Origin of the sequence: Treponema sp. OMZ 305 (assembly GCF_024181325.1) — a bacterium.
In the GTDB taxonomy this organism is placed as follows: Bacteria; Spirochaetota; Spirochaetia; order Treponematales; family Treponemataceae; genus Treponema.
This window is the reverse complement of the sequence record NZ_CP051300.1, coordinates 395099-421772: the sequence shown is the minus strand read 5'-3', so window position 1 is coordinate 421772 and position 26674 is coordinate 395099. Positions and strand designations below refer to the sequence as shown.

The window sequence follows — 26674 nt, the reverse complement described above, 5'->3', positions numbered from 1 at the left end:
ACACGGATGTATAGTTTTGGCGCAGATGTGCCGCCTTTCCAGCGCTTTTGGAAATGCCCCTTTCCGCAAGCCTTTTGAAATAGACTGTTAAAAAACGTACGTCCGTGTACGTTTTTTAACGACAAGTTTTTCTAACGAAAAACTTGCTACTGCTCACAACCACCGCCATCCGTGGCGGTTCTGATACGTCGAGGACTGTTATTCGCTCTGCAACGCCGTAGACGGTATGCATATTTTCAAAAGATCACCCTTTGCGGGATTCGTATACCACCGCCCCCCCAATAAAGTATTTGGAAAGTCCGAAGAAGATCAACATCATCGGAATGCTGGCAATAACGGCAGCGGCCATCATTGCACCTTCGTCGGTGCTCCGTTCTGCCGTGAACGAGGTGATATACTGCGGGATGGTTTTCATCGTATCGGACTGAGAAACCAGCAGCGGCCACAGCAGGTTATCCCACTGCGTTCTAAACGAAAGGATTGCGAGCGTTGCAATAACAGGTTTACAATTCGGCAGTACGATATGCGAATAGATGGAAAACTCATGCATACCGTCCACACGCGCTGCATCCAAAAACTCATTCGGAAAGGTAATAAGGTATTGGCGCATCATAAAAATACCGAATGCGCTCACCATAAAGGGCAATATCAGACCTGTGTATGTATTTTGGATATGCAGCTTAGTCGCAATCATGTACAGCGGTATCATAATAGCTTCAAACGGAATCATCATCGTTGCCATAATCAGCATAAAGATGAGGTTCCGTCCGCGGAATCTGAATTTAGCCAGTCCATAACCGGTGATGGATGCGAGCAGAACCGTGGTAAATGATACGCTAATTGCCACGATAAACGAGTTGATAATATTCCGAACGTAAATGTAATTGCCGTCATTGCCTTTAATTGCTGTTATAAAGTTGACATACTGCCAGCTGTCGGGTATCCATTTATACGGCATCTGCATAATCTCTTTTCCCGACATAAATGAAGCGGTCAACATAAAAATAAGCGGCATTACGGTAAAAGCAGCAAGCGCCAGCAATAATACTATTTTAATAACCGAAAGCACCCCTGTCGTCATAGATTGTTTCATATTTAACTCCTATGCGTCTTACGGCGCTCTTTTAATAATCCGTCTCGTCGGGCTTTGACGAGCGGAATTGCAGCCATGTTAAAAAGAGCATGATCAAAAATAATACGATACTCATTGCACTTGCACGACCAATTCGCTGTAACTTAATACCGGTTTGATAGATATTCAGCGTGATAACGTTAATCGGCCCGAGCGATGCTCCGTTCTGGGTAAAAAGATATTGGGTGCTGAACGTTTTTAAACACTGCAACATCGCCATAATTGAAACCAATACAACCGTCGGTTTAAGGAGCGGCAGCGTAATCGACCAAAAGACTTGAAATCTATTTGCACCGTCAATTAAAGCCGCTTCGTACACCACCGGAGGAATGGTTGAAAGGCCGGTAATAAAAAGAATAACAAAGTATCCGATATATTTCCAAAAATATACAATCATTGTAGAGAGTTGAAGCATCGTACTGTTTAGTAACCATTGATGGTCAACGCCGGGTGTGGAAAGGAGTTTATTAATCCAGTAATTTCCCAGTCCGCGAGGATCAAAAATAAGCAGCCAAATCGCCGCAGCAACAACAGACGATAGAATAGCAGGCGTGTAATACGCTATCTGAAAAACTTTTTTTAAACTGTTCCGCTGCAATGAGCTGATAAGCACCGCGAACAAGAGACTTAATATCACAAGCGGTATAAATGTCCCCAGCGTAAACACAACCGTTGCACGCAGCGAATTTAAGAATGACATCGGATTATCGTATCGGGAAGCGTCAAAAATATAGAAATAATTTTGCAGCCCTACAAACTTAGGGGGAATATTGCTGAGTACGCGCTTATCGAAAAAACTTTCGACAAACGCATTTATAATAGGATAAAAACTGAATACGGCAAAAAATAACACTGCGGGAATAACAAAAATAACACCCCACCGTGCGATCTTTTTTTCGATACCGCCGCTTTTTTTTGAGTTAGACATAACCGCTTTTCCTTTTACCGATGAATACTAGACCTGTTCAATAGCTTGGTTGTCGAAACGGAAGTTTCCGAACAGGTTTAATCAACAACTCCGACGCAGAGCGTTGCCGAGGGCGGCGGGTATTAAACCCTCCGCATGAATGAAACAGCCTCTAAAAATACCGTTTTTTAGAGGCTGTTAATGACTGTTCTAACTATTTGTTTTCTTCGTCAAGAATTTCTTGAGCCGTTGCTCGCAAAGAATCCAGCGCTTTTTCGGGAGCTACGCCGGACAGCATAACCGATTCAACTGCCGAGCGGATTGCCGTTTGGAGTTCTGCACTGTTCGCTCCGTAGTACACCATGTGACCTTTGTTCATATCGTTGATAAACACATCGGAATACGGCATATCTTTGAGCGTCTGCGATTCGAGCAGGGCCTTGGTGGGCTGGATAATGTTACCGCCTTCCCGCAGATAATCTTCCCCGTGCTTGAGTAAAAAGCCGATGAGCTTCCATGCAGCCTGCTGCTTCGCCTTGGAAATATCGTTGTTAACCATTAAGAAATGTCCGTAATAGCAGGCGGGAACTTCTTTAACTGCGTCTTTAAATTGAGGGAACGGAACAACCATCCATTCGCCGCTATTATAAAAGTCGGGATTATCTTTGCGGATACGTCCCTGCTGGTATAAACCGGTCGTTGCCATTGCAATGTCGTTATTGTCTTTGTTGAACAGGTTACGTGCGCTCTTGTAGGTAGGAGAGCCGAGGTTCTTTCCGGAGGGTCCCCAATCGCGCATAAAGGTAAGGAACTTGATCCATGCTTCATCACCGACAATCGCTGTTTTTCCATCATCGCTGATCAGTTGACCGCCGAGCTGTTCCACCATCGGAACAAAGGCAACAAGATAATACGGATAGCGGAAATCGAACCCTCTACGTACCAGAATATCACCGTCGCGGATAACCAATTTTTCGGAAACGGCAACCATATCTTCCCATGTTTTGGGATAATCTTTTTCGGGATCCAAACCGGCATCGCGGAAAATTTTCTTATTGATATAGATACACCAGTTGGTAATTTCAAGCGGCAAACCGTATACTTTTCCGTCTTTCGTTACCGCATTGAGGATTTCCGGCAAATAGCTGTCATAGATAGCAGCCTGATCCGCATAACCGGCAGCTTTGGGATCGACCGGAGCAACTCTGCCATTCGCAACGTAAGAATATTCATCTTCAATAGACAAATTGAAAATATCCGGTCCCTGATTAGCCGCAAAGGCAGTCTGTACCAGCTCAATCAGCTTTGCAGCGCCCTGAGTTGTCCGCTCAACTTTGATATTCGGATTATCCTTTTCAAATTCGGCGATAAGCTTTGTTTCAAGCTCGGTACGGGCGGGATCTTCATGCGTCCAATAATGAAGCGTAATCGGCCCCTCTTCCTTTTTTTCCTGCGTACACGACATAAGAGCTACAATCATCAGCCCCATAGACAAAACGCCAACCATTTTTTTTAACATAGGTTCCATACTCCTTCTTGCCCTCATCTGTAGATTTTATTTGTTACGTTGAGAACATCTTTTTTATTTTCTCACACTATCGCTGAAAGGTCAATTGGAAAAACAAGACATTGGAAAAAAGAGATACCGCACGAATAAAAAAAACGGCCGCGCGTTATGCACGGCCGTTAGCGTTAAAGTATTCGTTCTATACGCGGATTACTGTTTAATCGTAAATGTACCTTCGTTTATAAAGCGAGATTGCCCCGTTACTCCGATTGACGATGCATTTTCATTTGCACTGATAGGCGTTCCGTTGATTGACAGGGAACCTACCGTCGTTGTCGCGCCTTTTTCGTTGCTTACGAGAACGTAGAAATTTTTATTCGTATTTTCAACCGATACTTTTCCGCCTATATCGACGATACCACCTTGAACGATAAACTGTTCATTGCGTACGTCTTCTGCCTCAGGAGCAATACCGGGCTTGCCGCCTTTTCCCATATCGGGTCCCGGCGGTACCGCGCCGATAAACGGAGCAATTTTTCCGTCATTGTATCCGCTGATTTTGACATCACCTTTTACATAGGTGCCGAAGCCATCAAAGGCTGCACTTTGAAAAAATGCGTTTTTTCCTTTTGCAGTCACTTCTACCGAACCCATCCTCGAAATTGTTTTTTCCGCACCCGTCCATCGATTATGCCCCGTCGCGACGATTGCAGCGGCTCCTCTGTTCGGACATTCTACTTTTACCTTGCCGTCGACAGTCGCCTCGAAAACACCCTGCACGGTGTATATCGCGGAAAGCGGACCGTCTTTGTCTTTTTCGGCTGCATTGTAGACATATACATTGCCCAAGCGAGCTTTCGGTCCTGTCTCCGTTACTTTACCGCCGAGGATGCCGCGTGCGGTATTAAAATTCGCCAATGCAACGGTTGCGTCCGCTGTCGTTCCCTTGTTATTGCATTTTACGATCATGTGATCGACGTCGATTGTGCCGCTTGGAGCGACATAGTAAAAGCCTGCCGTCGCGTTGTTTCTATAACCGGGGCTTCCGTCGACAGTGCCATCGGGATTGTAGATGCCTTCAATTCCTTCTGCAACGATTTCGATCGTACCGAGTTTAATAAACGGCTCGTCGATCCAATCCATACCGTCGGAATACTCTCCGCGGTCGAATTCGTTGATTGCAAAGATTGCGTTTCCGTGTATTTTATTTAATCCGTGAATATACAATCTACCTTGTCCTATCAACGTCGAACCGCCGCCTCTGAGATTTCGTACCGTGCGGATTTTGGCAACGCCTGCGCCGGCACCGCATGAAATTTGGAGATCACCGTCAATGCGGATTGAACCCGCGTACGGACTCGGATTCCCATCTGCTCCGACGGATCTGCCGTCTGCAAGCCAGAGAACTGCTGAATCGTTTGCGTTTGCATTGTTTGAACCGAGGATGAGCGTACCACCCTTATCGACATCGATCGCATGATTGAACGTATTGTTTAAAACACTTGTCGCGGCCGTGTCATTTGCTTTTTGCGACACTTCAGGATTGCTTGTTCCGGTGCCGCCGACGATAAAATGAAATGTATCGAAATCATTGACGGTTTTTCCGCTCCATATTTGAAGCTTTGCACCCGATTTTACTTTAATAAATTTTCCTGCCGGAACGAAAAGTGTTTTTTGTCCATAAGATATAACTTTGCCGGGTACGCACACTTTGACGTCTGCACCGCGTTCGATGACGACACCGTCAAACGGCAAACCCGTATCGGCTGCTTTCCATTCGCGGATATCACCGTTCAGAAAACCGATGGTACTGTTTGCTGACCAACCACCGTTAAAACCAAGCAGTGCGTTCATGTCTTCCTGATTTCGAATGACACGAACACGATCAGTCAGTACTGTAGCGCGAGTCGATACGCAAGATGCAAGAATTGCGATGAATGCCGCTGTAAATATCAGTCGGATTCCCTGTTTCTTCCACTTATTCATATATACATCCTCCATAAAAATTTTCTAATTTCAAACTCTTCAATCAACACCCCCGACGCAAGCGTCGGGGGTGTTGTTCTCATAAGGTGGTTGCAGTCGGCTTTAATACCCTTTGTTACGACGCAAGCGTCGGGGTATTAAACCCTCCGCACGAATCAATGACGGGATTATCCACCTCAATCTTATCGTTGTCTTGATAGGGGGCAAGCGTCGACACCATGCGCATCACCGCATTTGATCGATTGATAACATAATGAACTTCCTTAGGTTCAATATGGATGAATTGTCCCTTTGTCAGATGATGCACGACGTTATCGACAACAATATCTACCTCACCTTCAAGGATATAAAAATTTTCTTCCATTATGTCGTGATAATGCGCTCTAAAATCCTGTCCCGGTTGAAACTGCACTATCGCAAAATTCATTCGAGGGCCTTTCATCAAATACTTCGGCCCGTGATCCTGAAAACGATACTCTTTATCTTTTTCATCAACTATAAACATATTATGCTCCTATTATTTCTATTTTCCGGTAATGCCCGGCGCAGCCCACATGTACTGCGTGATGCCGCGATCGCTCAAGCTGAGCTGTGCATCATAGATATCCCGCCATATTTTATACATTTCCATGTATTTTTTATGATGTTCCATATTCGGCTGTAGTGTCGTTTCGATTTTCACCATCATCGCTGCCGCTTCTTTTATGCTGCCGTATATACCGACACCTGTCGCCGCAAGCATTGCCGCCCCAAGCGCGGTTGCTTCTTTTACGACCGGTATGCGCAATGGAACACCGAGTGCATCGCATACGATTTGCGCCCACAACCGGCTCTTCGCAGCTCCGCCGCCGAACGTTACCGCGGACGGCATTCCGCCGCCTTTTGATGCAACGAGTTGCATATGACCGTAAGTGATCAGCGCAGTGCTTTCAAGGATGGAACGGTAAAAGGTGTATTTATTGAACAGCTCCGCTTCAAAGGTGAAGTTCGTAAACGTAGGGGCTGCATGGCGCCATGCGGAAAAATTCATAACATCGCTGAATGTACAGAACATACCGTTCGAACCGACCGGGACTTTTTCGGCGCGTTCATCCATCAGCGCATAGACATCTTTACCTTGCGCGGCAGCTTCTTTTTGTTCTTCGGTACAAAATCCGTCGCGGTACCAGCGCATCATCAGGCCGGGCTTAAATGCAAGCGCTTCATACTGCCAAAGGTTTGGCTGCACATGGCAGTTCACCCGTATATCGCAGTCGTCCGATATGCTTCCGCTTGCGGTGTTATATTCATATTGCCAAAATGTCCCGCCGAAAACAGCCGCTTCGTTCGCTTCTGTTACACCGACTCCGATTGTACCGAGCTGGGCATCTCCGCCGCCGACAATAATAGGGGTTCCTTCTTTCAATCCGGTTTCTTTAGCGCCCTCTTTGCTGACGTGGGAAACGAGCGTACCGCATTCCTGTACCGGCGGGAAGATATCGCTTTTAAGACCGCAACGCTCTGCAATCGTTTTATCCCATGTCCGCTTTGTCAATGAAAAAAGCCCGCTTGTAGAGCCGTTACTCGGTTCCACAACCAGTTTTCCGCTCATTTTATAGATGAGCCAGTCGTTAAACATACCGATAGAAGCAATGTTCTCATATACTTCCGGCAAATTATTTTTTACCCAAAGGATACGCGGCAACGCACTGAGCGAATACGTTTGTCCGGTCTCAAGGTAGAGTTCATGTTCAAGGGAGAGCGACTTTTTTTTAAGCTGTACCACTTCGTCGGTACTACGCGCATCGACATTTGCACAAGCCCAGATTTCTTTTCCTGTCTTATCGTATAAGATAATCCCTTCGCGCATACAAGTTGTCGAAACGGCAACGATGTCGGCATTGTTGATGTGTGATTTTTCCATTACCCCAGCGATACAGCGGCGCGCATAGTCCCAATTTTTTTCCCAATCGAAGTTCATACTCCCGGGATATTTCGGATCTTCAAGATGTTCCCATTCTTGCTGCACGCATTCGATTTGATTTCCTTTTACATCAAAAATGACAGCGCGAACACTCCCCGTACCGGCATCGATAGCCATCAAATACTTTTCACTCATAATTATCTCCCAATAATCCTTTACTTGTTTTCGATAAGCCACTCTGCGGTTGCTTCATCCGTTATGAGAATATTCGGGTACTGTCCCCGAAGCGCCGCTCTGATTGCGGTGCGTTTAACCGTTCCAGCAGCAACGGCAATGACATTGTGCAGTTTCTTTAATGCTTCCGGTGAATACGTAATAAGGCGTTCTTCAGTAGAAACCGGAATAAAAGTTCCGTTTTCGTCAAAAAAATGAGCAAGCATATCACCCGCAGCGCCGCGCATTTTAAGAAAATCGAAATCGTTTTTTTGTATGATACCGGACTTAATAACAGTCGCATTATCATCCATACCGCCGATGCCGATAACCGAACAACTTGCCGTCGGGTGCATCCGCGAAATTTCAATAACGGCCGTTTCTTTTTTGATTGCGTCAACAATTTCTTTTGTCGATGCAACGAAAGGAGCCGGAATAAGGTAGAGTGATGCATTTCCGGCAGAGAGCTGTGTGTTGAGCAGATAAATACTCACTCCACCGGTGAGCGAGATATACGTCGGTTTCTTTTTTGAAATTTGCGAAAAATAATTCATAAACCGTCCGGTCGTATCACCATATCCGATATTGATGATGGGAGTATCGGAGAAGTGTTCGTCGATGTACATGGCAGCCGCCTTCGCAACCGCATCATTAAGCGTTTCGGAGGTATGGCGTTCATCGGAAGGGATTACAAAGGCATCATCAAGCCGGTAGATATCGATCAGCTCTTGCTCGGTTTTCAGCCTGCCTCTAAAATCGTTATGAATGCTGATTTGCACAACATTTTCCCGTTCAGCCTTTTCAAGCAATCTGATAACACGCATACGGGAAACACCGAGCATATCAGCTATTTCTTTCTGCGTTTTCTTTTGTATGTAATAATACCATGCAATACGTACGATAAGCTCTTTTTCCCAATCATCCGTCATTGTGTTTTTTTCTCCTAAACGAACAAAATATCATACTATGAACATATTATCACATTAAATCTAAAAAAACAAGATTTAACTAACAGATTATTAGGACTAAATATTCGTTTTCTTCATAAGTTAATTGATAAAACTTTAAAACAGCAAGAAATCTCTATCTCGCTGAAATTTTGCTATTTTATCAAATATACATTTGACAAATCGTTTTTTTCGTCTTATACTTAATTTATTGATAAATGTTCACATTAAGAACAAAAGTTCTTTAATTTTTACTTTTGAGCGAGAGAGGAAACAACCTATGGATGAAAACGCAGCGCCGTTGCTGTCGGTAAAGAAAATCTATAAATCTTTCGGTTCCAATGCCGTTCTTAAGGGCGTTGACTTGAATGTCTATCCGGGAGACGTTCTTGCGCTTATCGGAGGTAACGGTGCCGGTAAAAGCACGCTGGTAAAGACCATTATGGGAATAAACAGGCCGGAAAGCGGTGATATCCTTGTAGACGGGAAGTCTATCCATTATGGAAGCCCATCGGCCTCGCTCCACGCAGGGGTATATCTTATACCGCAGGAGCCGATGCTTTTTTCAAATATGACGCTCGAAGAAAATATTTTGATGGGGATTCCCGGTAAAAAGAAAGAACTTCATAAGCGTCTTATGGATATTATGCAGCAGCTCGGCTGGAAGCTCGATTTTGATAGAACAGCGCGTACGCTCTCGATTGCGGAACAGCAGTTGGTAGAAATCTTACGCGGTCTGATGCGTGAGGCGCGTATCATGTTTTTTGATGAACCGACCTCTTCGCTTACATTTGAAGAGGTTAACTCTCTTTTTAACATTATCGCCGAATTGAAAAAAAAGAAAGTCGGCGTCATTTATATAACACATCGTTTAAATGAAGTATTTGCTATAGCAAATCGCATTGCGCTTTTAATAGACGGTACTATTACGATGGATGGCGACACCAAAGACTTTACATACGATATGTTGTTAAAAGGACTCGCACCTGAAAGTGTCGAAAAAATGCTCGAAGAAGAAACGATTGAGACGACGGAAGTTGAAAAAAAAGAGCCGGTACTTTCACTTAAAAATCTCAGCGGTTACGGTTTTGCCGATGTCAATCTTGATGTCTATCCCGGAGAAGTTCTCGGTATGACCGGTGTCGTAGGAGCCGGTAAAACGGAGCTCGCAACGACGCTTTACGGCCGCGATAAGGTGCTGGGCGGAAAAGTGTATTTAAACGGAGAAGATATTACGGGGTTGAAAACCAAGCAGATCATTGCAAAGGGACTCAATTATCTTCCCGAAGACCGGTTTTTAAACGGAATTTTTAAATTGACAACGGTGCGTAATAATATTACCTCTATAACACTTACAACGTTAAAGCGAATGCTTATCAATACCGTACAAGAAAAATCGCTTGCAAAAAAATACATCGATGAATTTCATATTAAAGTTACCGGCGACGGCCAGATAATGGGTTCTCTTTCCGGCGGCAATCAGCAAAAAGTGATTATCGGAAGATGTTTTTCTACAAATCCGCACCTTGTTATTCTTGACGAACCGACTCGCGGTGTTGATGCGGGAGCACGCAGCGATGTGTACGCGATTATCAAAGAGCTTAAAAAAACAGGCGTAGCTATCTTACTGATCAGTTCCGATATGGAAGAAATCATTACGATGAGCGATCGGGTCGTTACCATGTACCGTGGTAGAATTAATCATGAATTTTCAAAAGATGAAATAAACGAACAGGCGCTGATGGCTGCTTCATTCGGTGTAGAAAAAGGGATGGTTGGATAAATGCAGTATATATCCTTTAAGCGGATTTTTAAGGCAAGAAGCCTCTTTTCGCTTGCGGTAGTAGTTATACTTTTTCTTCTTGTCGGTATCGTTAATCCCGATTTTCTCGGTACGCGAAATTTAATGCAGACGGTAAACTCAAGCGTCGTATTTGCGCTTTTGTCTATCGGTATCGCATTTGTACTGATTATCGGTGAAATCGACGTTTCAGTCGGCGCAGTGATGGGGTTGACTGCTGCGGTAAGCGCAACGTTAATTCGTGACGGTAGTCCGTGGACGCTTGCTATTTTAGCGGCCGTCGGAATCGGTATTGTATGCGGACTCATAAACGGCTATGGGCTCGTATATCTCGGCATTCCTTCCATTATTATGACACTTGGTATGAACGGTGTTATCCGCGGTCTTATCTATGTCTATACCGGCGGAAAATGGGTTGAAAACATTCCGTTTGAGTATAAGGCGATCAGTCAAGCGACTGTCGGCGGTATCACTTACATTTACTTGACAACGTTCATTATCGCAGTCGGCGGTTCACTATTGCTGCGGCGTATTGCCGTAGGACGCAATTTTTATGCCGTAGGGGATAATATCGGCGGCGCCGAGCTGGTCGGTATTCCGGTAAAGCGTACGCGGATAAGCGCCTTTGTGTTCAGTTCGTTCTTTGCCGCAGCAGCCGGTTGTATCTATGTAAGCCGCATCGGATTTGTTACGCCGATTGCAGGAAACGGTTACGAAATGAAAGCGATTGCAGCCTGTGTTCTGGGCGGCATCAGTCTGTCCGGTGGTGTAGGTTCGTTGTTTGGTGCGCTGATAGGAGCCATCATCATGGCGTCGATAGACCGCATCCTCGTATTTTTAAAATTTTCTTCCGATTATGACAGCACGATTACCGGTATTTTATTGATTACGATTGTTACGATAGACGGGTTGGTACAGCATTATGCGGCTGAAAAGGCACGGAGAACGCGCCTCTTAGCAAAGACAGCCGGAACGGAGAGTAGGTAGCGATATGGGAAAGAAACGGTTTGCTTTTACAAATGAATTATTGCTGATTGCCGTTATTGTATGCGAAATTATCTTATTCGGTATGTTGAACCCGCGCTTTTTACGTCCGATTGTACTGCTCGGTTCGATCAATGACTTTATTTCGATCTGCATCATCTCGCTTTTTGTAACGATGGTTATTATTGCCGGCGGGATGGATATTCAGGCAGGTTCAATAGTCGGCCTTTCATCGATTGTTATAGGCGTATTCTTTCAAAGCGGTGTAAATATCTATGCGGCTTGCTTGCTTGCAATTATCGCAGGTATACTGTGCGGACTGTTAAGCGGTTTTATTATTGCGTATACCAATGTGCCGCCCATGGTCGTAACACTCGGCGGTTCGTTTTTATATTCCGGTTTAGCGGTTTCGATTACCCGTATTGCAAAGGTTGAACTGTACAAGGGTATCAGCGGTTTCCCTGCTGCATTTACGGCAGTTACGCAGTTCCGTTTTTTTGGAATTATTCCTTCTCAAATTTTATTGTTTTTAATTATGGCGATAATTGCCTATATTATTCTGCACCGTACTGCCTACGGACGTTCCGTGTATTTGTGCGGTATTAACTCGAATGCAGCCGAATTTTCCGGGGTAAATACGCGATTTATCAAGATGACGACGTATGCGCTTTCCGGAGCCGGTGCGGCGATCGCCGGGATTGTACTTACCTCATATCTTGGCACGGCAAAGGCGGACTTTGGTAAAGAATTAACCCTGCCGGTTATAACAGCTGTCGTACTCGGCGGTACGGCAATTACCGGCGGGAGCGGCAGTATTTTCGGGACGGCGCTTTCCGCACTGGTAATCGGAATTATGCGATTCGGTTTATCGATGGCTGGAGTCAATACTCAGTATCTTGATATACCGGTCGGCATGTTACTGCTTATTATTGTTGCATCTCGCGGATTTTCCGGGAAAGGCTTTTCGAGCAATCTAACCGGTATTTTCCGCAAGCGATAGGGGATGACATCTTTAATAGCTCTGCTTTTAAAGATGCCTATAGGTGAAAAACAACGGACGACAAAATCAGGAGGTAAAAAATGAAAAAACTGATGTCGATTATGTTGGCAGCGCTCTTGGTCGGCGTACCGGTATTTGCCGGCGGCTCAAGTGATCAGGGCTCTGGTGGTTCAAAGAAAGACGTTGTTGTCGTATTTATTCCAAAAATCAGCGGCAATGCTTTTTTTGAAGTAGCAAATGAAGGCGCTCAAAAACTGGCAAAGCAGGTCGGTTTTACCGTAAAGTATGACGGCAGCCCCGATGCAGCAGTGGCGAATCAGGTTAATATCATTAACAATGCTATTCAGCAAGGTGCCGATGCAATCTCAATTTCGACCGTTGATGCAGCCGGTGTCGATCAAGCATTGAAAGCAGCGCGCAAGGCCGGTCTTGCCGTTATGACATGGGACTCCGATTCCAATCCTGATGCTCGGCAGCTTATGACATCTCAGGGAACCCCCGATATCCTCGGCAAAATGCTTGTAGATATGGGCGTTACCTCTCTTAAAGAAAGAGGTAAAAATCCTGATACGGATGTTATCAAATACTGCTGGCACTATTCTCAGGCAACGGTTACCGATCAGAATTCATGGCATGTCGCAGGCGAAGCTTATATTCGCCAAAAGTATCCCAAATGGGTTAATGTTGCGCCGGATAACTACTATTCCAACCAAGATGCGGAACGTGCAATTACAGTTGGAGAAGCGGTTCTGTCTGCTCACAAAGATATCGACTTAATTATTTGTAACGACTCGACTGCTCTTCCCGGTCAATGTCAAGCCGCACAAAACCTTGGTCTTAATCAGAAAAAGGTAACCATTACCGGTTTTGCAACACCGAATGCGATTAAGGGCTATTGCCGTGCAGGTATTCTTACTCGCTGGGGCTTGTGGGATTGCGGTATTCAAGGTGCAATTTCCTGTTACCTCGCCTACTGGGCAGCAACAGGACACAGTATGAAAGTCGGCGACACAATCGATATTCCTACCATCGGTAAGGTAACTATTCAGCCGAACACGGTACTTGATCCGAAATCTTATACGGCAAACGATTCCGGTGTTGTATTGCTTCCGGAGCGCGCAGTATTCACAAAAGAAAACATGGATAAGTATAACTTTTAAATAGAGGTTATAGGGGAACCTTTAAAGACACAGCCGTTTTTAGAGGTTCCCTGTTATCACTTTTAATGATAGGAATGATAGTATGGCAGATTTAGACGGTTTAAAAACAGCTCACGATTATCACACGGATGTCCCTTTTGCCGTTGACGGAGCATTTTATGTCAAGGGAGCCGGCAATCTCGACTGGGGTATGAAAAAACACTTGTCGAATATTTTTAATCCTCAAACCGGTAATACCGTGATGTTTGCATTTGATCACGGTTATTTTATGGGGTCCGTTTCGGGGCTCGAACGGCTCGACCTTTTAATTCCCCAGCTTAATGATCATGTCGATGTCCTTATGGCAACACGAGGAGCATTGCGCACCTGTGTACGCCCTGATTGCAAAAAAGCTATTGCGCTCAGAGTGTCTTCCGGTTCTTCTATGGTACAGGATGACTTAACCCATGAAGTTGTTGCTGTCAATATTGAAGATGCGGTAAGGATGAATGCCGACTGCCTTGCAGTGCAGACCTTTATTGGCGGCGACGGTCAGCTGGAAAGCATCGACAATCTTTCTGCGGTTATTAATGCGGGAATCCGTTATAGCATACCGACCCTTGGCGTAGTCGCAGTCGGTAAGAACATGGAGCGCACCGCGCAGTATTTTAAACTTGCAACACGTATTATTGCCGAACTCGGTACAAACATCATAAAAACGTATTATTGTGAAGATTTTGAAGAAATCGTTGCTGCATGTCCGGTACCGATTGTAGTAGCCGGCGGGAAAAAGCTCCCCGAAAAAGAAGCGCTCGCATTGGCTTATCATGCAATCCGCGACGGAGCCAGAGGGCTTGATATGGGACGTAATATTTTTCAGAGCGCTCATCCTGTAGCAATGGCCGATGCAATCGGAAAAATCGTTCACCACAAATATACCGACAAGGAAGCGTTTGAATTTTACACCGAGCAAATTAATAAAAAATAGGGGCGGCGCCGGTTAATACAGCGTTTTCAAGTCGATTAAAGCGGTGTGTTAGAATTGTTTAAAGAGAAAGTAGGGAATTACTTAACGCGGTATCGATTAATCAGAATGTAAGTTAATCGGTACCATTTTCTTCCCCTTAATGCCGGTATCCCCAGCGTTTACAAAGAGCGGCAGGCGATTATCTCCCTACCGCCGTTTTGCAAGCGCCGTGCTGATCCTTGTCCCGATAAATTGAATAAGCTCTACCATCACTAAAATGACGATGACCGCCGCCAGCATAATATCACTGCGGAACCGCTGATAGCCGTATCGGATTGCCAAATCACCGAGGCCGCCGCCGCCGATTGCGCCCGCCATTGCCGAATACCCGATAAGGTTGATAATAGTGAGCGTAATGCCTGCAACGAGGGGCGGCAGCGCTTCCGGTATCATCACTTTAAAGATAATCTCCATCGTAGAAGAGCCCATCGCGAGAGCCGCTTGGATAACACCGCGGTCAATTTCCAGCAAGGCGTTTTCGATAACCCGCGCAACAAAGGGGGCGGCGGCGATGGAAAGCGGCACTACCGTTGCGGCGGTTCCGATGCTGGTACCGATGATGAGCCGCGAAAACGGAAAGAGTAAAATCATCAATATAATAAACGGAAATGAGCGTAATACGTTTACCACCCGGTCGATAAGTTGATGCAACACCGGTCTCGGCATAAGGTTCCCCTCCGCAGTGATGCACAGCAGCACGCCGAGCGGCGCTCCGAGTATAAAAGAAAAAAGCGTAGAAAAGAATACCATTATAAGCGTTTGTCCCGTCGCCGTTCCTACCAGCTGCACTAACGTTGACCATGAACTCATTGATGTGTCTCCTCTACTTTGATGCCGTTTTGATTAAGATAAGCAAACGCTTTTTGCATATCTTCGGGTGAACCGTTAATATCGACAAAGAGGGTTCCGACCACCGTTTCACCGACCTTTTGCATACCGCCTGCACAGATATTAAATTCAATGCCATAATCGCGGGAAATTTTACTCAAAACCGGCTCACTCGTGGGTTCACCGGAGAACCGGAGCGTATAGGCGCCGCCGCTTTTAGACCATCGGATAAGCTGTGTGTCTTCGGGATTGAGCGGGTTGATATGCATTAAGAAGTCTTTGGTTACTTCCGACTTCGGCGCAGAAAAGATTTCACGCACGGAACCCGTTTCCGCCACGGCGCCGTTATCGATAACGGCCACTTGCTGGCAACAATCGCGCACCACTTCCATCTGATGCGTTATCATCACAACACTTAAATTCATATCCTTTTGCAGCCGCTTGAGCAGCTCCAAAATTGAGCGTGTTGTCTGCGGGTCAAGTGCGCTCGTCGCTTCGTCGCAAAAGAGGATATCGGGGGAAACAGCCAAGGCACGGGCAATAGCCACCCGCTGCTTTTGTCCGCCGGATAGGGTACTTACCCGTGCATCGCCGCGTCCTTCAAGCCCGACAACATTCAGCATTTCTTCCACTTTTGCTGCGATAGCACGCTTCGGCATTCCGGCAATTTCAAGCGGATAGGCGATATTGCCCGCAGCCGTGCGCGATGCAAATAAATTGAAATTCTGAAAAATCATCCCGATTTTTTTATGTTGATTGCGTAAGAGCTTGCCTGTCAAGGTGTCTACGCGGGAGTCTCCGTAGTAAATCTCTCCCGAGTCCACCGGTTCCAAAAGGCTTATCAGCCGCACGAGCGTCGATTTCCCCGCACCACTTTTTCCGATAATCCCGAAAATCGTATTGGAAGGAATTTCAAGGCTGATATTATCCACCGCTTGAAGTTCTCCGTACCGTTTGTTTACGTTTACTAACCGTATCATCCGTACATACAAACAAAATATAAAAGCTCTGTCAAGTTATTGCCGATGCGTCAGGGTAAACGCATCAGACGTTTTGTTGATCACCCCGCAAAATCAGGAGGCTGTTCAAGCAGAGTTGAACCTCTTCGCGGTTCAAATGCTTGCCCACCCTCCTGATTTTGCGATTTATATTCTATTCGTCTGATGCGTTTACCCCTTTGCTGGAAAAATGTGCGAAATTTTATTTCCTTAAAATGCAACAGTTGAACAAAATATGAATTTTGGAAACTGTTGCATTCGTGCGCGAAAAGCGCACACATCAATACGCAAGTTTTCGAAAGAAAACTTGACGGTTAATACATCCGCCACGGACGGCGGTGGTTAGAGCAGAAGCGATATTTTGGCTTTGCCAAAATTCGTTATCAACTGATGGACAGGGATGTTCATCAGTTGATGAAGGCATCATTGTAGACGCTCACCTTATACCTATGAAATTTCGCACAGAAGGAAGACAATCGCTAAAAATTTTTTAATGCGATTGCTCTAGCCGATACGTGTATCATAATAGTATTTTATATGTTTAAGAAGTTTTCCTCGGCTTTATTTTTTATTTGCGAAATTACAGAGGCTGTGAAAATTCTTTCGCGGCGTTCTTATGTTGGAGGTAAACGTATGCATTTAAGACAAAGATTTCAAACGGTACTGTCATTTACCGCACTGTTGAGCATGGTTGTAATGATTTTTGTATCATCCTGCTCTGCAAGTCCTGCTTCTGCAACAACAGTATATGCTGACACAAAGCATTCGGAAGCAATTACAAAAGAGACGATTTCCTTGTTGGAAGGGCTGCAAAGTGCGAACCGGCAAGTATCGGCGGCAATTTTACCGTCAGTAGTAACGCTATCGGTTACGGAAATTAAAAAAGTCCGCAATCCCCTTTCGGGAGACGGTTTTCCGTGGTTCTTTTTTGGAATGCCTAATCAGAATAACGGTGAAAAATCAGAAGGGAACGATAGCGGCGAGCAAGAATATAAATCAGAAGGGATGGGTTCGGGTGTTATCGTTCGTAAGAACGGCAATACCTATTATGTGCTGACTAATCAGCATGTTACCGGTACAGCGGAAAAGATTATCGTCAAGTTATATAACGGACATACCGCAGAAGGAAAACTGGTCGGCGGAGATCAGCGACGAGATATTGCACTGGTTTCATTTGAATCCACCGAAAAAGATATTGCTATTGCTGAATTGGGAAATTCCGATGCGGTAGAGGTTGGCGATATTGTCTTTGCTGTCGGTTCTCCGCTCGGGTATGTTTCGACGGTTACCCGCGGTATGGTCAGCGCGGTCGGGCGGTCGGGCGGTCCGAATAATAACATCAACGACTTTATCCAAACCGATGCCGCCATCAATCAGGGAAACTCCGGTGGTCCGCTCGTCAACATCTACGGACAGGTCATCGGTATTAACACGTGGATTGCATCATCAAGCGGAGGGTCACAGGGACTTGGTTTTTCCATTCCGATCAACAACGTCAAAGGAGCAATCGACTCACTTATTTCCGACGGTAAATTGAAATATGGATGGGTTGGTGTCCAACTGACGAGCGCCGACGAAACGGTTATGGAAGCTCTGGGGCTCGGTGAAAAAACCGGCGCTTTGGCTATCGACATCTTCTTAGGGTCTCCTGCATTTAAAGGCGGCATCCGTCCGGGCGATTTTGTCGTTAAGCTGAACGGTAAAGAGGTTAAGAGCGTCGATCAACTTGTCCGCGATGTCGGCGATCTTCGTAGCAACACTACCGCTGAATTTGTGGTTATCCGCGATGGTAAAGAACAAACATTCTCTGTAAAGATTGAAGAGCGGAATCAGAAAATCGTTACCGACTCGTCGAAATTATGGCCGGGATTTATCGGTTACGAACTCAGTGATGAAATACGCGATAAATTAAAGCTTGATAAAAAACAAACAGGCGTGCTGGTAACCAACATTACCAATAAAACGCCCGCCGTTATTATCGGGCTTAAATCAGGTGATATTATTACTGCGGTAAATGATGTACCGGTAACCAATATGCGCGAATTCTATCGTGAATTATCAAAGATCAAAAAAGAAGTGTGGTTCGATGTACAGCGTGAAGGACAAACACTATCGACTTTACGCTATAAGTTTTAAGTTAAGATAAAAGCTGAAAATAAAAAAGCGCCGATTAACCGTCAAGATTAATCGGCGCTTTTTTATTCGTGCAGAGGGGTTAACCCCTTATTGCTGTGCAACGTATGCTCTGCGTCGGGGATGTTGGCTCGTAATATATTTGGTAAATATCGCAGAGAAACTCTAAAAAATGCAGTGTATAAAAGCTTTCCTGCTATTTATTTCACCCGCATAACAAAAACACCCTTCCAGTCTGCCGGAGGTGGAGAGCTTCGGTAATGCGATATTCTTTCTAAGAATACTTTTGCCGGCTGGTCGTTATATTTTTCTACGCATTCCATAAAATATTTTTCGGCAGTCTTCCATTTCCGCTGCCGATAATAGTCAAGACCCGTTTCAAAAAGCTTTTTTAAATCATAAATTTTATCACTGGTATTTTTTTTGGTTTCCTGTAAAATTTCAAAAATACGCACAACTTCCATTTTCCCTTTTACCGTTATATAATCAAGTTCACGGCAAATAAACGCATTGCCCAGATTGTTGTAGACGGCTTCAGAAATAATAGTCTTTGATCCATATTGTTTATTTGCGCCTTCAAGCCGCGCCGCCAAATTAACCGTATCGCCGATGGAAGTAAAATCTTTTCTTGTTTCGGAACCGACAGGACCGAATACAACATATCCTGTATTTATCCCGATACCAAGAGAAACAGGTTCTCTCCCTACTTTTATAGCAGCTTGGTGTTCACGATAGAGCGCTTGCCGTATTTCCATCGCTGCCTTACAGGCATTTATCTCTTTTCTAGGACCTGCAAAAAAAGCCATCATTTCGTCCCCGACATATTTATCAACATCGCCGCCGTTATCAAAAATAATTTTAGTTTCAATATTAAGATAGCGATTTAACATCGATATGACCTCTCGCGCCGGCATTTTTTCACAAAGCTTGGTAAAACCTCTAATATCGGTAAAAAGGAAACAAAGATTCCGCGAGATACTTTTAGAACCAGCATCTTTTTCTGCATTCCGAAGGGTGTGGAACGAAATATATGGCAGCATTCCGCGCACAAGCGTAATAATATTTTTTATTTCTTTTGAAAGAGTCTGAATTTCGTCGTGTGTTTTAAGATTATCGTCAAACACAAGTCTGTTTGCCTCAACCTTTGCATTGCCTGAAAATATTTCGTTTAAGATATTGGTCGTTTTTCTAATATTTACGCAAAGCTGAATAATAGGCTCGGCAATAAAATCGGCAAGGAAAAGTGTAATGATAATTGCAGCGTATGCAAAAACTGCTGCAAGTGCAAAGATAAATACTTTTGCTTGAAAATACGGACGCTCCAGTATTTCTTTCATATATGTTACAACGGCGAAACCAACCAGCCTTTGACCGTCTTTGCGCGAAAAGGTTATGGGATATATATATATACAGGAACCCTTTTCCGGTTTATAAATAGGCTGGCTTCGCGTGAGTGTATTTTGAAAATGTTGTATGTAAAGAGCAGCTTCTTCCGCAGTAATGCGTTTTTCTTCTGCCGGTATATTACGCACCGCCCCCTGCTCCGTTGTATACGAGAATACATTGAAATCGGGAAGTACTGTAGTGTCATTAATCTTATCAAGAAACACCGGCTCGTTACTGTCTGTTGTAATAATATCTACACGGCGATGCGGAAATGGAGAAGATGCATTTGTCTTTTTTATGCCTTCAAGAAAGGCGCTTATTTTTGCATGAAGCCCATCTGAAAAATCATAAATGGCAGCGACCTGTTCGGCTTGATTCTTACCGGTTGTATTGACATTTTGCGTTAAAAGCAATTTGTAGTTCTTTAAATCCGTATAAATAAAGACAGAAATAATAACAATAATTGTAACAAGAATCACCGCTGCGATTTTATTTTTTAGATGCGTTTTCTTGTCAGGATCTTTTACTCGCTCGATCAAATTTTTGATCTGTTCTTTTATATTTATATTGAATCTTTTTCCTTCCGGTTGTTCGGCTACTATTGTTCCCGATTTAGTGCTTACCTGTGGTTTATTCAGTTTATCCGTTTTTTCATCTTCCAAAATCAGCTGTTTGTATTCAGAGTACGCCTCATTATTTGCTTTTATCAAAGAAATCCCGCGACTGATTAAAAAGACATGAAAAATAAAAGCAGTAAAAAAAGCAACGTATACTAAAATACTTAACCCCTGAAACCAGCGTATAGTGTTGGCAAATGTCATCATCCCCGAAATAGCAGCTGCAAGATAAAATGTTACTGCAACAAAAGCAGAAATAATAACAATATTCTGTGTTATTTTTTTATTAAAGATAGAAGTTAAAATAATGAGAAATGCTACGGGCAATAAAAAAAAGGAGAAACAGCTTATATAAAAAAAATGTAAATTCCTTTGTACTAACCCTGAGAATAGAACCGTAAACGGGTACAAGAGCTGCGGAGTTTGCTCATAATTGAGCAGATCCATTTTATCCATGCCGAACGGCATAAACATCAATGCAGCCAAAATAACAAGGGAAACAATTTGCAGCATATAAGGGAATTTTGCTGTCTGTGTATGTACTGTTTCTAACTTTTCATCTTCGATTTCGCTCATCACAATGTCCTATATTTTTAGAATAGCTTATAACCTGAAGGAACGTCTTTCAACGACCTGCCGATATATTAATGATTACCTATAGTGTATATTCTCGGTATTTTTTGTCAAGGGAACGTCCTGCGTGCCATGATAAACGCATTAGGCGATTTTTTTAACAGCCCCGCAAAATAATTAGGACTGTTCGACCAGAGTTGAACCACTTCGCTGTTCAAATGGTCTCACAGCCCCAATTATTTTGCGCTTTTGCTCTACTTTGCCTAATATGTTTACCTGTTTCATCTGCTAAAAAAATGTGCGAAATTTTGAATAAAATTTCACACAAAAGGAAGGCAACCGCTTAAATTATTTCTGGTACGGTTGCCTTAATTAGGAATCACGGCAGCTGCAGCATTATACAGGCGCCTGTGTCTTGAGTATTTACGGCACTGATTGAACCGCCGAGCGCATGCACAATGCTTGCCGCTATCGACAATCCAAGTCCCGCACCGCCTGCACCTCTCGTATGTGCGGCATCTCCGCGGTAAAAGCGCTCAAATATATGTAGCAGTATATCTTGCGCAATTCCCGGACCGTTATCCGAAATCGAAATAATATATGCGCCTTCCGATGCAGGCGCATCAGGAAGGCGCTCTGCTTCTAAAAGCGGCTGTACCGAAAGTTCGATATGAGTATATTCTCCGGCAAATTTGACGCTGTTGGAAATTATAATGGTACATACTTGATGAAGCAGCGCCTCATCCGTGTAAATAGTTGGCACCCCAATACTTTCGGTAAAGCTCACATTCGGTGCGTAGCTTTGTGTACTGTCGATAAGCCGCGTAAAAAATTCGGCAACGGGAACAGGCGTTTTATGAATCCGTATATGCCCGTTTTCAAGCCGGGTCATTTGCAGCAAATTTTCGATAATAGCTTCCATCGAATGTGCTTCGCGGATCAGTGCCGAAAGCGATTTTTCCAAACGGTCGGGATCGTGCTTTCCCCAACGACGCAGCAGATTGGCATGACCGAGAATTACGGCAAGCGGTGTTTTTAACTCGTGCGACACATCAGCTGTAAACCGGCGCTCCCGTTCAAAATCGGTTTGCAGGCGGGAAAGCAAATCGTTCAATGTTTTTGCAAGGACATCAAAGTCGTCGTCCTTATCCGTAACGGGAAGCCGGTCGGTTAAATTGGAGCCGCTGATGTTCTTTGCCGCATCGGTCATAGCACGAACGCTTCGCATTGTACGTTTTGTCATAAAAAACACCGCGATGTACGAAAGCAGCAGCAACGGGACGGTAACCACGGCGAGAATGCTCGGTATGCCGGAAATAATGGACTCCGCCGTATCGGAATCCATATTCAACGCCGTCTGTATAACGTAAGCCTCCCCCGCATGAACGGATACTGCATAGTAGAGAATATTTAAATCGCCGTCGATAAAGTATTGCTTTGCCGTATACCGTTCTGCACGGCGGGGTGTTACCGGCAGCATCGGTAAAAAAGGGTCGTTCGTTGCAATCACTTCCTGCGTGCCGCTCTGATACACGGAAAACGTAATATAATACGGAAGCTCCGCATCAATTTCTTGTACGCGGCCGTTCTTCAGTGCTTCGGCAATAATTCGAGCGGCGGAAATAAGTTCGCGGTTTTGCTGCTGCCTAACGCCGGAACGAAGCAGCACAATAATACCGGCGGAAAAAAGGGCAATCATCACGGCAAACAAAAGAGAGAAGCGCAGTGAAAGCTGCCGTACCGTCGATATGCGGAGCTGCCGTACCGGTGAATCAGATGCTTGCATTGCCGGTGTCCCGTATAACATAGCCGACGCCGCGTACCGTAGAGATGTATTCCTCACCGGTTTTGTCATCGATTTTTGCACGCAAATATCGCACATACACATCGACCGAATTTTCATCGATGTAATGATCTGCACCCCATACCGTATTGATGATGGTATCGCGGCTTAAAACGGTGTTCTTGTGTTCAAGCAATGTCTTCAACAAAAGGTATTCGGTTTTCGACAACATAACCCGTTCTTTGTTTACCGTTACTTCCATACTGTTCGGATTAAGTTCGATACCGCGCAGTTTTAACGGCGTTATTCCCTGTGCATTATTCCGGCGCATCACAGCCCTCATCCGCGCAAGCAGCTCTTCAATCTCAAACGGTTTTGCAAGATAGTCATCCGCCCCGGAATCAAGACCGCTCACCTTATCGAATGTATCCCCCCGCGCGGTGAGCATAATAACCGGTGTATTCGACGTTTTTCTGATTCGCCGCAACACTTCAAGTCCATTCAACTGAGGAAGCATGATGTCGAGCAGCACAAGATCCGGCGTATTCTTTTCAAAAATATCCAAAGCGGTTCTGCCGTCTGCGGCGTAGAGAATATCATATCCTTCATGTTCAAGTTCAAGCTGTAAGAATTCCGCAATACCCGAATCATCTTCAACGATTAATACTCGTGCCATCAATCTTTTTCCTCAAAGCGGACATATTCATAATGGTGATGATTATGCATTTCTTCGTGCATTTCCTTAGGGGGTTTCTGCGGCGGAATATTCAAAAATGTAAATTTATATTCTTTGTCGCATTCCATATCATCAAAGTGTGAAAGATAGAGCGGAATATGATTAAAACTTTTCGCTTCCGGTAAATCAAGATGAAACGGACGATTTGGCGTATCTTTTCCCGCAGATAAAAAAGAGTCCCGAATCAATATTTTTATTTTATCACCTGCTTTGTTAAAAGCAATCAGCGCATCGGCAGGTAAAAACTGACCGTTTATGCTGATATGTTTTTTTTGCAGTGTACGCGGATCGGCAGGCATATTGAATTTAATCTCTATTTCGATAATGTCGGAATGCTCGATTTCGGTTTCTATTTTTGTAACATAAAAAAGACCGTCGGCATTTGCCATCCGCATACCGCGGTACGAAAATGTATGTTTAGCGTCCTTCGGTTTATCCGCAAAAAGTGCACTGTGCATAATAAGAAAGATAAATACCGATATGATAGAGACACTCAATGTCTTATGGGTAATCATAACCGTATCATACCGTATTCTTTCCGTTTTGTGTCAAAATTCCCGATTAAAATATTTTAATCTTTTTCCAATGCAGGCTTCATGATACGGCAAACACAATACGGTATAGTCGTGCACAGACGGTATGAAAACTTAAATAACCGTACTTTATTTTTTTAGGAGTATACAAATGAACAAACAAATGGTAAAAAAGGCTGCGGCATTCGGTATCGTTGCGGTATTATCGGTAGGAGCCGTTTTTGCAAAACCGCACCAATCGAATTCAAAAGATTGGAAACATCATAATGATGCCGGAGCTGCGGAACGCCCGATGCCGTATGACGGTAAAAGCGGCGAGTTTAACGAACGCCAAATGCAACCTGACGGCAAAGGCGGAGAGTTCAACCGGCGCCCGATGATGAACGATGCCGCTGCACAAACGGGAAATTCGGTTATGGGTAAATGGATTGCCCGCGATGAAAATAAGGCAGTCAAGGTCGAGTTTGACCGCGACGGCAGCATGGAAATCGAATGGCTGCAAGGCTTTACTTCATCGACGGAGTGGGAAGGTTTCTGGACTGCTACCGATACCGAAGTTACCTTTACCGTAAGAAGTAAAGAAACCGAAACATGGACAAACGGCTCTAAAAAGGAAATCCGTGAAAGCATGAACGCAGTGTGGAAGCTCCAATACACCCGCAACGACGATAATACGCTCACACTGACCGGCAGCGACTTACCCAAAGAGCTGGCAAACCTTACCTTGTCTCGGCAGGGGCGCTAACACCAACGATGTGCAGGGCAAGCGCATCAAATGCTTGTTTAATATTCCCGCAGAAAAAGTGGAGCTGTTCAACCGGAATTGAACCTCTTTGCGGTTCAAATGGTCTCACACCCCCACTTTTTCTGCGATTTTTCTTTATTCGTGCGGAGGCTTTAATACCCGCCGTCCTCGGCAACGCTCTGCGTCGTAACAAAGGGTATTAAAGCCGACTGCAACCACCTTATGAGAACAACATACCCAGACGCTTGCGTCGGGGTATGTTGATTAGTATGATACGCTTGCCCTGCTCCTGAAAATCAGTCGATACCGACCATCACGGAAGTAGCCTTGATAACAGCCAGAGCAGCCTCGCCCTCTTTTAAGCCGAGTTCTTCGACGGCATTGTTGGAAATGGTTGCGGAGATGGTCAAACCGCCCAGTGCACTGATGCGCACGATGGAATTGACGGCGCCCTTTTCTACTCCCAGTACCTTGCCGGGAAATTGGTTGCGGGCGCTCAGGGGCAGGTGTTCACCACGGCCGACCATAACCTCTGTAGCCTTGATGACAGCGTAGGCCTTTTTACCCGGTGCCAATCCCAGCTCCCGTATGGCGTTCATAGAGATAGTAGCGGACACGGACGTTCCGTTGACATCAATCGTAACAATGCCGTTGACGGCTCCCTCGGCTACCTTAGTTACGGTGCCGGGGAACTGATTTCTTGCACTTAGTTTCATTTAGAACCTCCAAATTATCGAATGATCGAAAATTAGTCTAATTTCGGCGTTTCATAATTCAAAATCATCTGCGCCTGCTCATCGCTGAGTTCATAGTAGAAGAACGTATGATAGAAGTTTTTCAGTTCCTGTGCAATGTCAAAATCTTCAAACAGCTCCGGATACAGCAGCTTTGCACACCACTGGGGCTGCAGTGCGGATTCCACACCATAACGATCCCATGCGAAAACTCCCTTGGGATTGGAATACACCCGTCCGTTTTTCACCGCTTTAAGATTTGCCCATGCAGGATCGGACATAACCTGATCAACCTGCTTCTTGGGTTTTCCGGTAATCAAAACGTCGGGATCCCACTGCAGCACCTGTTCCATAGAAATGGTTTGCAGATTTCCCGTCATTCCTTCCGCAGCTGCGTTGATACCGCCGGCATATTTGATCCACTCATCGATGATGGTGTTGGCGCCGTCGAAGTTCAGCTCATAGATAGAATTGCCGTGCGCTACCGTTGTGCGGTTTTCTTCGGGGATATCTCCTACACGCTTTGCAACCCAATCCAACCGCTCTTTGAGATAGGACGTATAACGGTTAGCAATATCGATAGCATCTCCTCCGAAAACTTCGGCGGTAAGCTGTACGGATCGAACCATCTCGTCATAGGTTTTAAACGAACAGTTGATAAAGGGAATACCGACCGCAGTGAACATATCACGGTATTTTTCGTTGGAACCGAACACTACATCGGGCTTGGCGGCTATAATCTCTTCCAGATTCATATCTGCGGAGAAGTTAGTCGAAACAGCCTTGTAGAAATTCGGACATACGATATACATCCACGGCTGCGAATTCTTGTTGACACAGGTAACCAGCATTCCCTCAGCCTTATTCAGCATTAGGTCAACGGCGTTGTGGGCGAACCAACTCTCTACATACGTGTTGACATGAGCGGGGATTGTAACCTCGGTTCCGGACATATCCACAACAGTACGAGTGGCAGGCGCCTCGTTTTTGGCGGTACACGCCGTAAACAGCATCAATGTCATCATCACGGATAACAGCAATGAGAGCATCTTTTTCATCATT

General features: G+C 44.9%; 22 protein-coding genes. 7 read left to right on the top strand and 15 right to left on the bottom strand.

All coding sequences use genetic code 11. The features are described 5' to 3' along the window. Window positions 1-244: 244 nt before the first annotated feature. From ABK01_RS01945 to ABK01_RS01915, 7 genes are all read right to left on the bottom strand, one after another. Complete coding sequence (locus tag ABK01_RS01945) at window positions 245-1093, bottom strand: carbohydrate ABC transporter permease (protein WP_253676053.1); 849 nt, start codon at window positions 1091-1093, stop codon at window positions 245-247. A gap of 31 nt (window positions 1094-1124) precedes the next feature. After that, window positions 1125-2060 carry a carbohydrate ABC transporter permease gene (locus ABK01_RS01940; protein ID WP_253676052.1) on the bottom strand — a complete coding sequence of 312 codons (936 nt, stop codon included), beginning with the start codon at window positions 2058-2060 and terminating at the stop codon, window positions 1125-1127. Window positions 2061-2253: 193 nt separating this feature from the next. After that, a complete protein-coding gene (locus tag ABK01_RS01935; protein ID WP_253676577.1) occupies window positions 2254-3558 on the bottom strand; it encodes an ABC transporter substrate-binding protein in 1305 nt (434 codons plus the stop codon). A gap of 198 nt (window positions 3559-3756) precedes the next feature. Beyond that, entirely contained in the window at window positions 3757-5532 is a 1776-nt protein-coding gene (locus ABK01_RS01930; RefSeq protein WP_253676051.1) for a hypothetical protein, read from the bottom strand. 115 nt (window positions 5533-5647) lie between these two features. After that, entirely contained in the window at window positions 5648-6037 is a 390-nt protein-coding gene (locus tag ABK01_RS01925; RefSeq protein ID WP_253676050.1) for a cupin domain-containing protein, read from the bottom strand. Window positions 6038-6055: 18 nt separating this feature from the next. Beyond that, the gene (lsrK, locus tag ABK01_RS01920) at window positions 6056-7630 is read right to left on the bottom strand and encodes an autoinducer-2 kinase (protein ID WP_253676048.1); all 1575 of its coding nucleotides are present in this window, start codon (window positions 7628-7630) and stop codon (window positions 6056-6058) included. Between the two features lie 20 nt (window positions 7631-7650). Then, window positions 7651-8577 (bottom strand): sugar-binding transcriptional regulator, encoded by a 927-nt coding sequence (locus tag ABK01_RS01915; protein ID WP_253676047.1) that lies wholly within the window; start codon window positions 8575-8577, stop codon window positions 7651-7653. Between the two features lie 298 nt (window positions 8578-8875). Between ABK01_RS01915 and ABK01_RS01910 the strand changes: the two genes are divergently transcribed. From ABK01_RS01910 to lsrF, 5 genes are all read left to right on the top strand, one after another. After that, a complete protein-coding gene (locus ABK01_RS01910; RefSeq protein WP_253676045.1) occupies window positions 8876-10378 on the top strand; it encodes a sugar ABC transporter ATP-binding protein in 1503 nt (500 codons plus the stop codon). Next, window positions 10379-11383, top strand: coding sequence for an ABC transporter permease (locus ABK01_RS01905; protein WP_016522508.1), 1005 nt, complete (start codon window positions 10379-10381; stop codon window positions 11381-11383). It abuts the gene before it with no gap. Between the two features lie 4 nt (window positions 11384-11387). Beyond that, window positions 11388-12380 carry an ABC transporter permease gene (locus ABK01_RS01900; protein WP_206182471.1) on the top strand — a complete coding sequence of 331 codons (993 nt, stop codon included), beginning with the start codon at window positions 11388-11390 and terminating at the stop codon, window positions 12378-12380. An 80-nt stretch (window positions 12381-12460) separates the two neighbouring features. Next, window positions 12461-13540, top strand: a complete 1080-nt coding sequence (locus ABK01_RS01895; protein ID WP_016522510.1) for a substrate-binding domain-containing protein — start codon at window positions 12461-12463, stop codon at window positions 13538-13540. Between the two features lie 82 nt (window positions 13541-13622). Then, window positions 13623-14507 (top strand): 3-hydroxy-5-phosphonooxypentane-2,4-dione thiolase, encoded by an 885-nt coding sequence (gene lsrF, locus ABK01_RS01890; RefSeq protein WP_253676043.1) that lies wholly within the window; start codon window positions 13623-13625, stop codon window positions 14505-14507. Between the two features lie 186 nt (window positions 14508-14693). Here the strand turns inward: lsrF and ABK01_RS01885 are convergent, their stop codons facing one another. Then, complete coding sequence (locus ABK01_RS01885; RefSeq protein WP_253673196.1) at window positions 14694-15356, bottom strand: methionine ABC transporter permease; 663 nt, start codon at window positions 15354-15356, stop codon at window positions 14694-14696. Next, window positions 15353-16354 (bottom strand): methionine ABC transporter ATP-binding protein, encoded by a 1002-nt coding sequence (locus ABK01_RS01880; protein WP_212565832.1) that lies wholly within the window; start codon window positions 16352-16354, stop codon window positions 15353-15355. The genes ABK01_RS01885 and ABK01_RS01880 overlap by 4 nt, the downstream gene beginning before the upstream one ends. A 651-nt stretch (window positions 16355-17005) precedes the next feature. Between ABK01_RS01880 and ABK01_RS01875 the strand changes: the two genes are divergently transcribed. Further along, window positions 17006-18508, top strand: a complete 1503-nt coding sequence (locus ABK01_RS01875; RefSeq protein ID WP_253676042.1) for a Do family serine endopeptidase — start codon at window positions 17006-17008, stop codon at window positions 18506-18508. Window positions 18509-18705: 197 nt separating this feature from the next. Here the strand turns inward: ABK01_RS01875 and ABK01_RS01870 are convergent, their stop codons facing one another. From ABK01_RS01870 to ABK01_RS01855, 4 genes are all read right to left on the bottom strand, one after another. Further along, a complete protein-coding gene (locus ABK01_RS01870) occupies window positions 18706-21084 on the bottom strand; it encodes an adenylate/guanylate cyclase domain-containing protein (protein ID WP_253676040.1) in 2379 nt (792 codons plus the stop codon). 376 nt (window positions 21085-21460) lie between these two features. Continuing rightward, the gene (locus tag ABK01_RS01865) at window positions 21461-22867 is read right to left on the bottom strand and encodes a sensor histidine kinase (protein WP_371922027.1); all 1407 of its coding nucleotides are present in this window, start codon (window positions 22865-22867) and stop codon (window positions 21461-21463) included. Further along, entirely contained in the window at window positions 22854-23540 is a 687-nt protein-coding gene (locus tag ABK01_RS01860) for a response regulator transcription factor (protein WP_253676037.1), read from the bottom strand. The genes ABK01_RS01865 and ABK01_RS01860 overlap by 14 nt, the downstream gene beginning before the upstream one ends. After that, window positions 23540-24115 carry a hypothetical protein gene (locus ABK01_RS01855; protein ID WP_253676036.1) on the bottom strand — a complete coding sequence of 192 codons (576 nt, stop codon included), beginning with the start codon at window positions 24113-24115 and terminating at the stop codon, window positions 23540-23542. The genes ABK01_RS01860 and ABK01_RS01855 overlap by 1 nt, the downstream gene beginning before the upstream one ends. A gap of 169 nt (window positions 24116-24284) precedes the next feature. Here ABK01_RS01855 and ABK01_RS01850 point away from each other — a divergent pair, with 169 nt between their 5' ends. After that, the gene (locus ABK01_RS01850) at window positions 24285-24878 is read left to right on the top strand and encodes a hypothetical protein (RefSeq protein WP_253676035.1); all 594 of its coding nucleotides are present in this window, start codon (window positions 24285-24287) and stop codon (window positions 24876-24878) included. Window positions 24879-25174: 296 nt separating this feature from the next. Here ABK01_RS01850 and ABK01_RS01845 read toward each other — a convergent pair whose 3' ends face one another. Further along, window positions 25175-25594, bottom strand: coding sequence for a TOBE domain-containing protein (locus ABK01_RS01845; protein WP_253676034.1), 420 nt, complete (start codon window positions 25592-25594; stop codon window positions 25175-25177). Window positions 25595-25626: 32 nt separating this feature from the next. Beyond that, complete coding sequence (locus ABK01_RS01840; protein ID WP_253676033.1) at window positions 25627-26673, bottom strand: ABC transporter substrate-binding protein; 1047 nt, start codon at window positions 26671-26673, stop codon at window positions 25627-25629. Window position 26674 lies beyond the last annotated feature (1 nt).

Excerpts from the sequence above, each read along its gene's own strand:
- ABK01_RS01870 (WP_253676040.1), bottom strand. The coding sequence starts at position 21,084 with ATGAGCGAAATCGAAGATGAAAAGTTAGAAACAGTACATACACAGACA.
- ABK01_RS01840 (WP_253676033.1), bottom strand. The coding sequence starts at position 26,673 with ATGATGAAAAAGATGCTCTCATTGCTGTTATCCGTGATGATGACATTG.
- ABK01_RS01850 (WP_253676035.1), top strand. The coding sequence starts at position 24,285 with ATGAACAAACAAATGGTAAAAAAGGCTGCGGCATTCGGTATCGTTGCG.
- lsrF (WP_253676043.1), top strand. The coding sequence starts at position 13,623 with ATGGCAGATTTAGACGGTTTAAAAACAGCTCACGATTATCACACGGAT.
- ABK01_RS01930 (WP_253676051.1), bottom strand. The coding sequence starts at position 5,532 with ATGAATAAGTGGAAGAAACAGGGAATCCGACTGATATTTACAGCGGCA.
- ABK01_RS01895 (WP_016522510.1), top strand. The coding sequence starts at position 12,461 with ATGAAAAAACTGATGTCGATTATGTTGGCAGCGCTCTTGGTCGGCGTA.
- ABK01_RS01855 (WP_253676036.1), bottom strand. The coding sequence starts at position 24,115 with ATGATTACCCATAAGACATTGAGTGTCTCTATCATATCGGTATTTATC.
- ABK01_RS01940 (WP_253676052.1), bottom strand. The coding sequence starts at position 2,060 with ATGTCTAACTCAAAAAAAAGCGGCGGTATCGAAAAAAAGATCGCACGG.
- ABK01_RS01925 (WP_253676050.1), bottom strand. The coding sequence starts at position 6,037 with ATGTTTATAGTTGATGAAAAAGATAAAGAGTATCGTTTTCAGGATCAC.
- ABK01_RS01900 (WP_206182471.1), top strand. The coding sequence starts at position 11,388 with ATGGGAAAGAAACGGTTTGCTTTTACAAATGAATTATTGCTGATTGCC.
- ABK01_RS01905 (WP_016522508.1), top strand. The coding sequence starts at position 10,379 with ATGCAGTATATATCCTTTAAGCGGATTTTTAAGGCAAGAAGCCTCTTT.
- ABK01_RS01945 (WP_253676053.1), bottom strand. The coding sequence starts at position 1,093 with ATGAAACAATCTATGACGACAGGGGTGCTTTCGGTTATTAAAATAGTA.
- lsrK (WP_253676048.1), bottom strand. The coding sequence starts at position 7,630 with ATGAGTGAAAAGTATTTGATGGCTATCGATGCCGGTACGGGGAGTGTT.
- ABK01_RS01885 (WP_253673196.1), bottom strand. The coding sequence starts at position 15,356 with ATGAGTTCATGGTCAACGTTAGTGCAGCTGGTAGGAACGGCGACGGGA.
- ABK01_RS01860 (WP_253676037.1), bottom strand. The coding sequence starts at position 23,540 with ATGGCACGAGTATTAATCGTTGAAGATGATTCGGGTATTGCGGAATTC.
- ABK01_RS01875 (WP_253676042.1), top strand. The coding sequence starts at position 17,006 with ATGCATTTAAGACAAAGATTTCAAACGGTACTGTCATTTACCGCACTG.
- ABK01_RS01935 (WP_253676577.1), bottom strand. The coding sequence starts at position 3,558 with ATGTTAAAAAAAATGGTTGGCGTTTTGTCTATGGGGCTGATGATTGTA.
- ABK01_RS01865 (WP_371922027.1), bottom strand. The coding sequence starts at position 22,867 with ATGCAAGCATCTGATTCACCGGTACGGCAGCTCCGCATATCGACGGTA.
- ABK01_RS01915 (WP_253676047.1), bottom strand. The coding sequence starts at position 8,577 with ATGACGGATGATTGGGAAAAAGAGCTTATCGTACGTATTGCATGGTAT.
- ABK01_RS01880 (WP_212565832.1), bottom strand. The coding sequence starts at position 16,354 with ATGATACGGTTAGTAAACGTAAACAAACGGTACGGAGAACTTCAAGCG.
- ABK01_RS01910 (WP_253676045.1), top strand. The coding sequence starts at position 8,876 with ATGGATGAAAACGCAGCGCCGTTGCTGTCGGTAAAGAAAATCTATAAA.
- ABK01_RS01845 (WP_253676034.1), bottom strand. The coding sequence starts at position 25,594 with ATGAAACTAAGTGCAAGAAATCAGTTCCCCGGCACCGTAACTAAGGTA.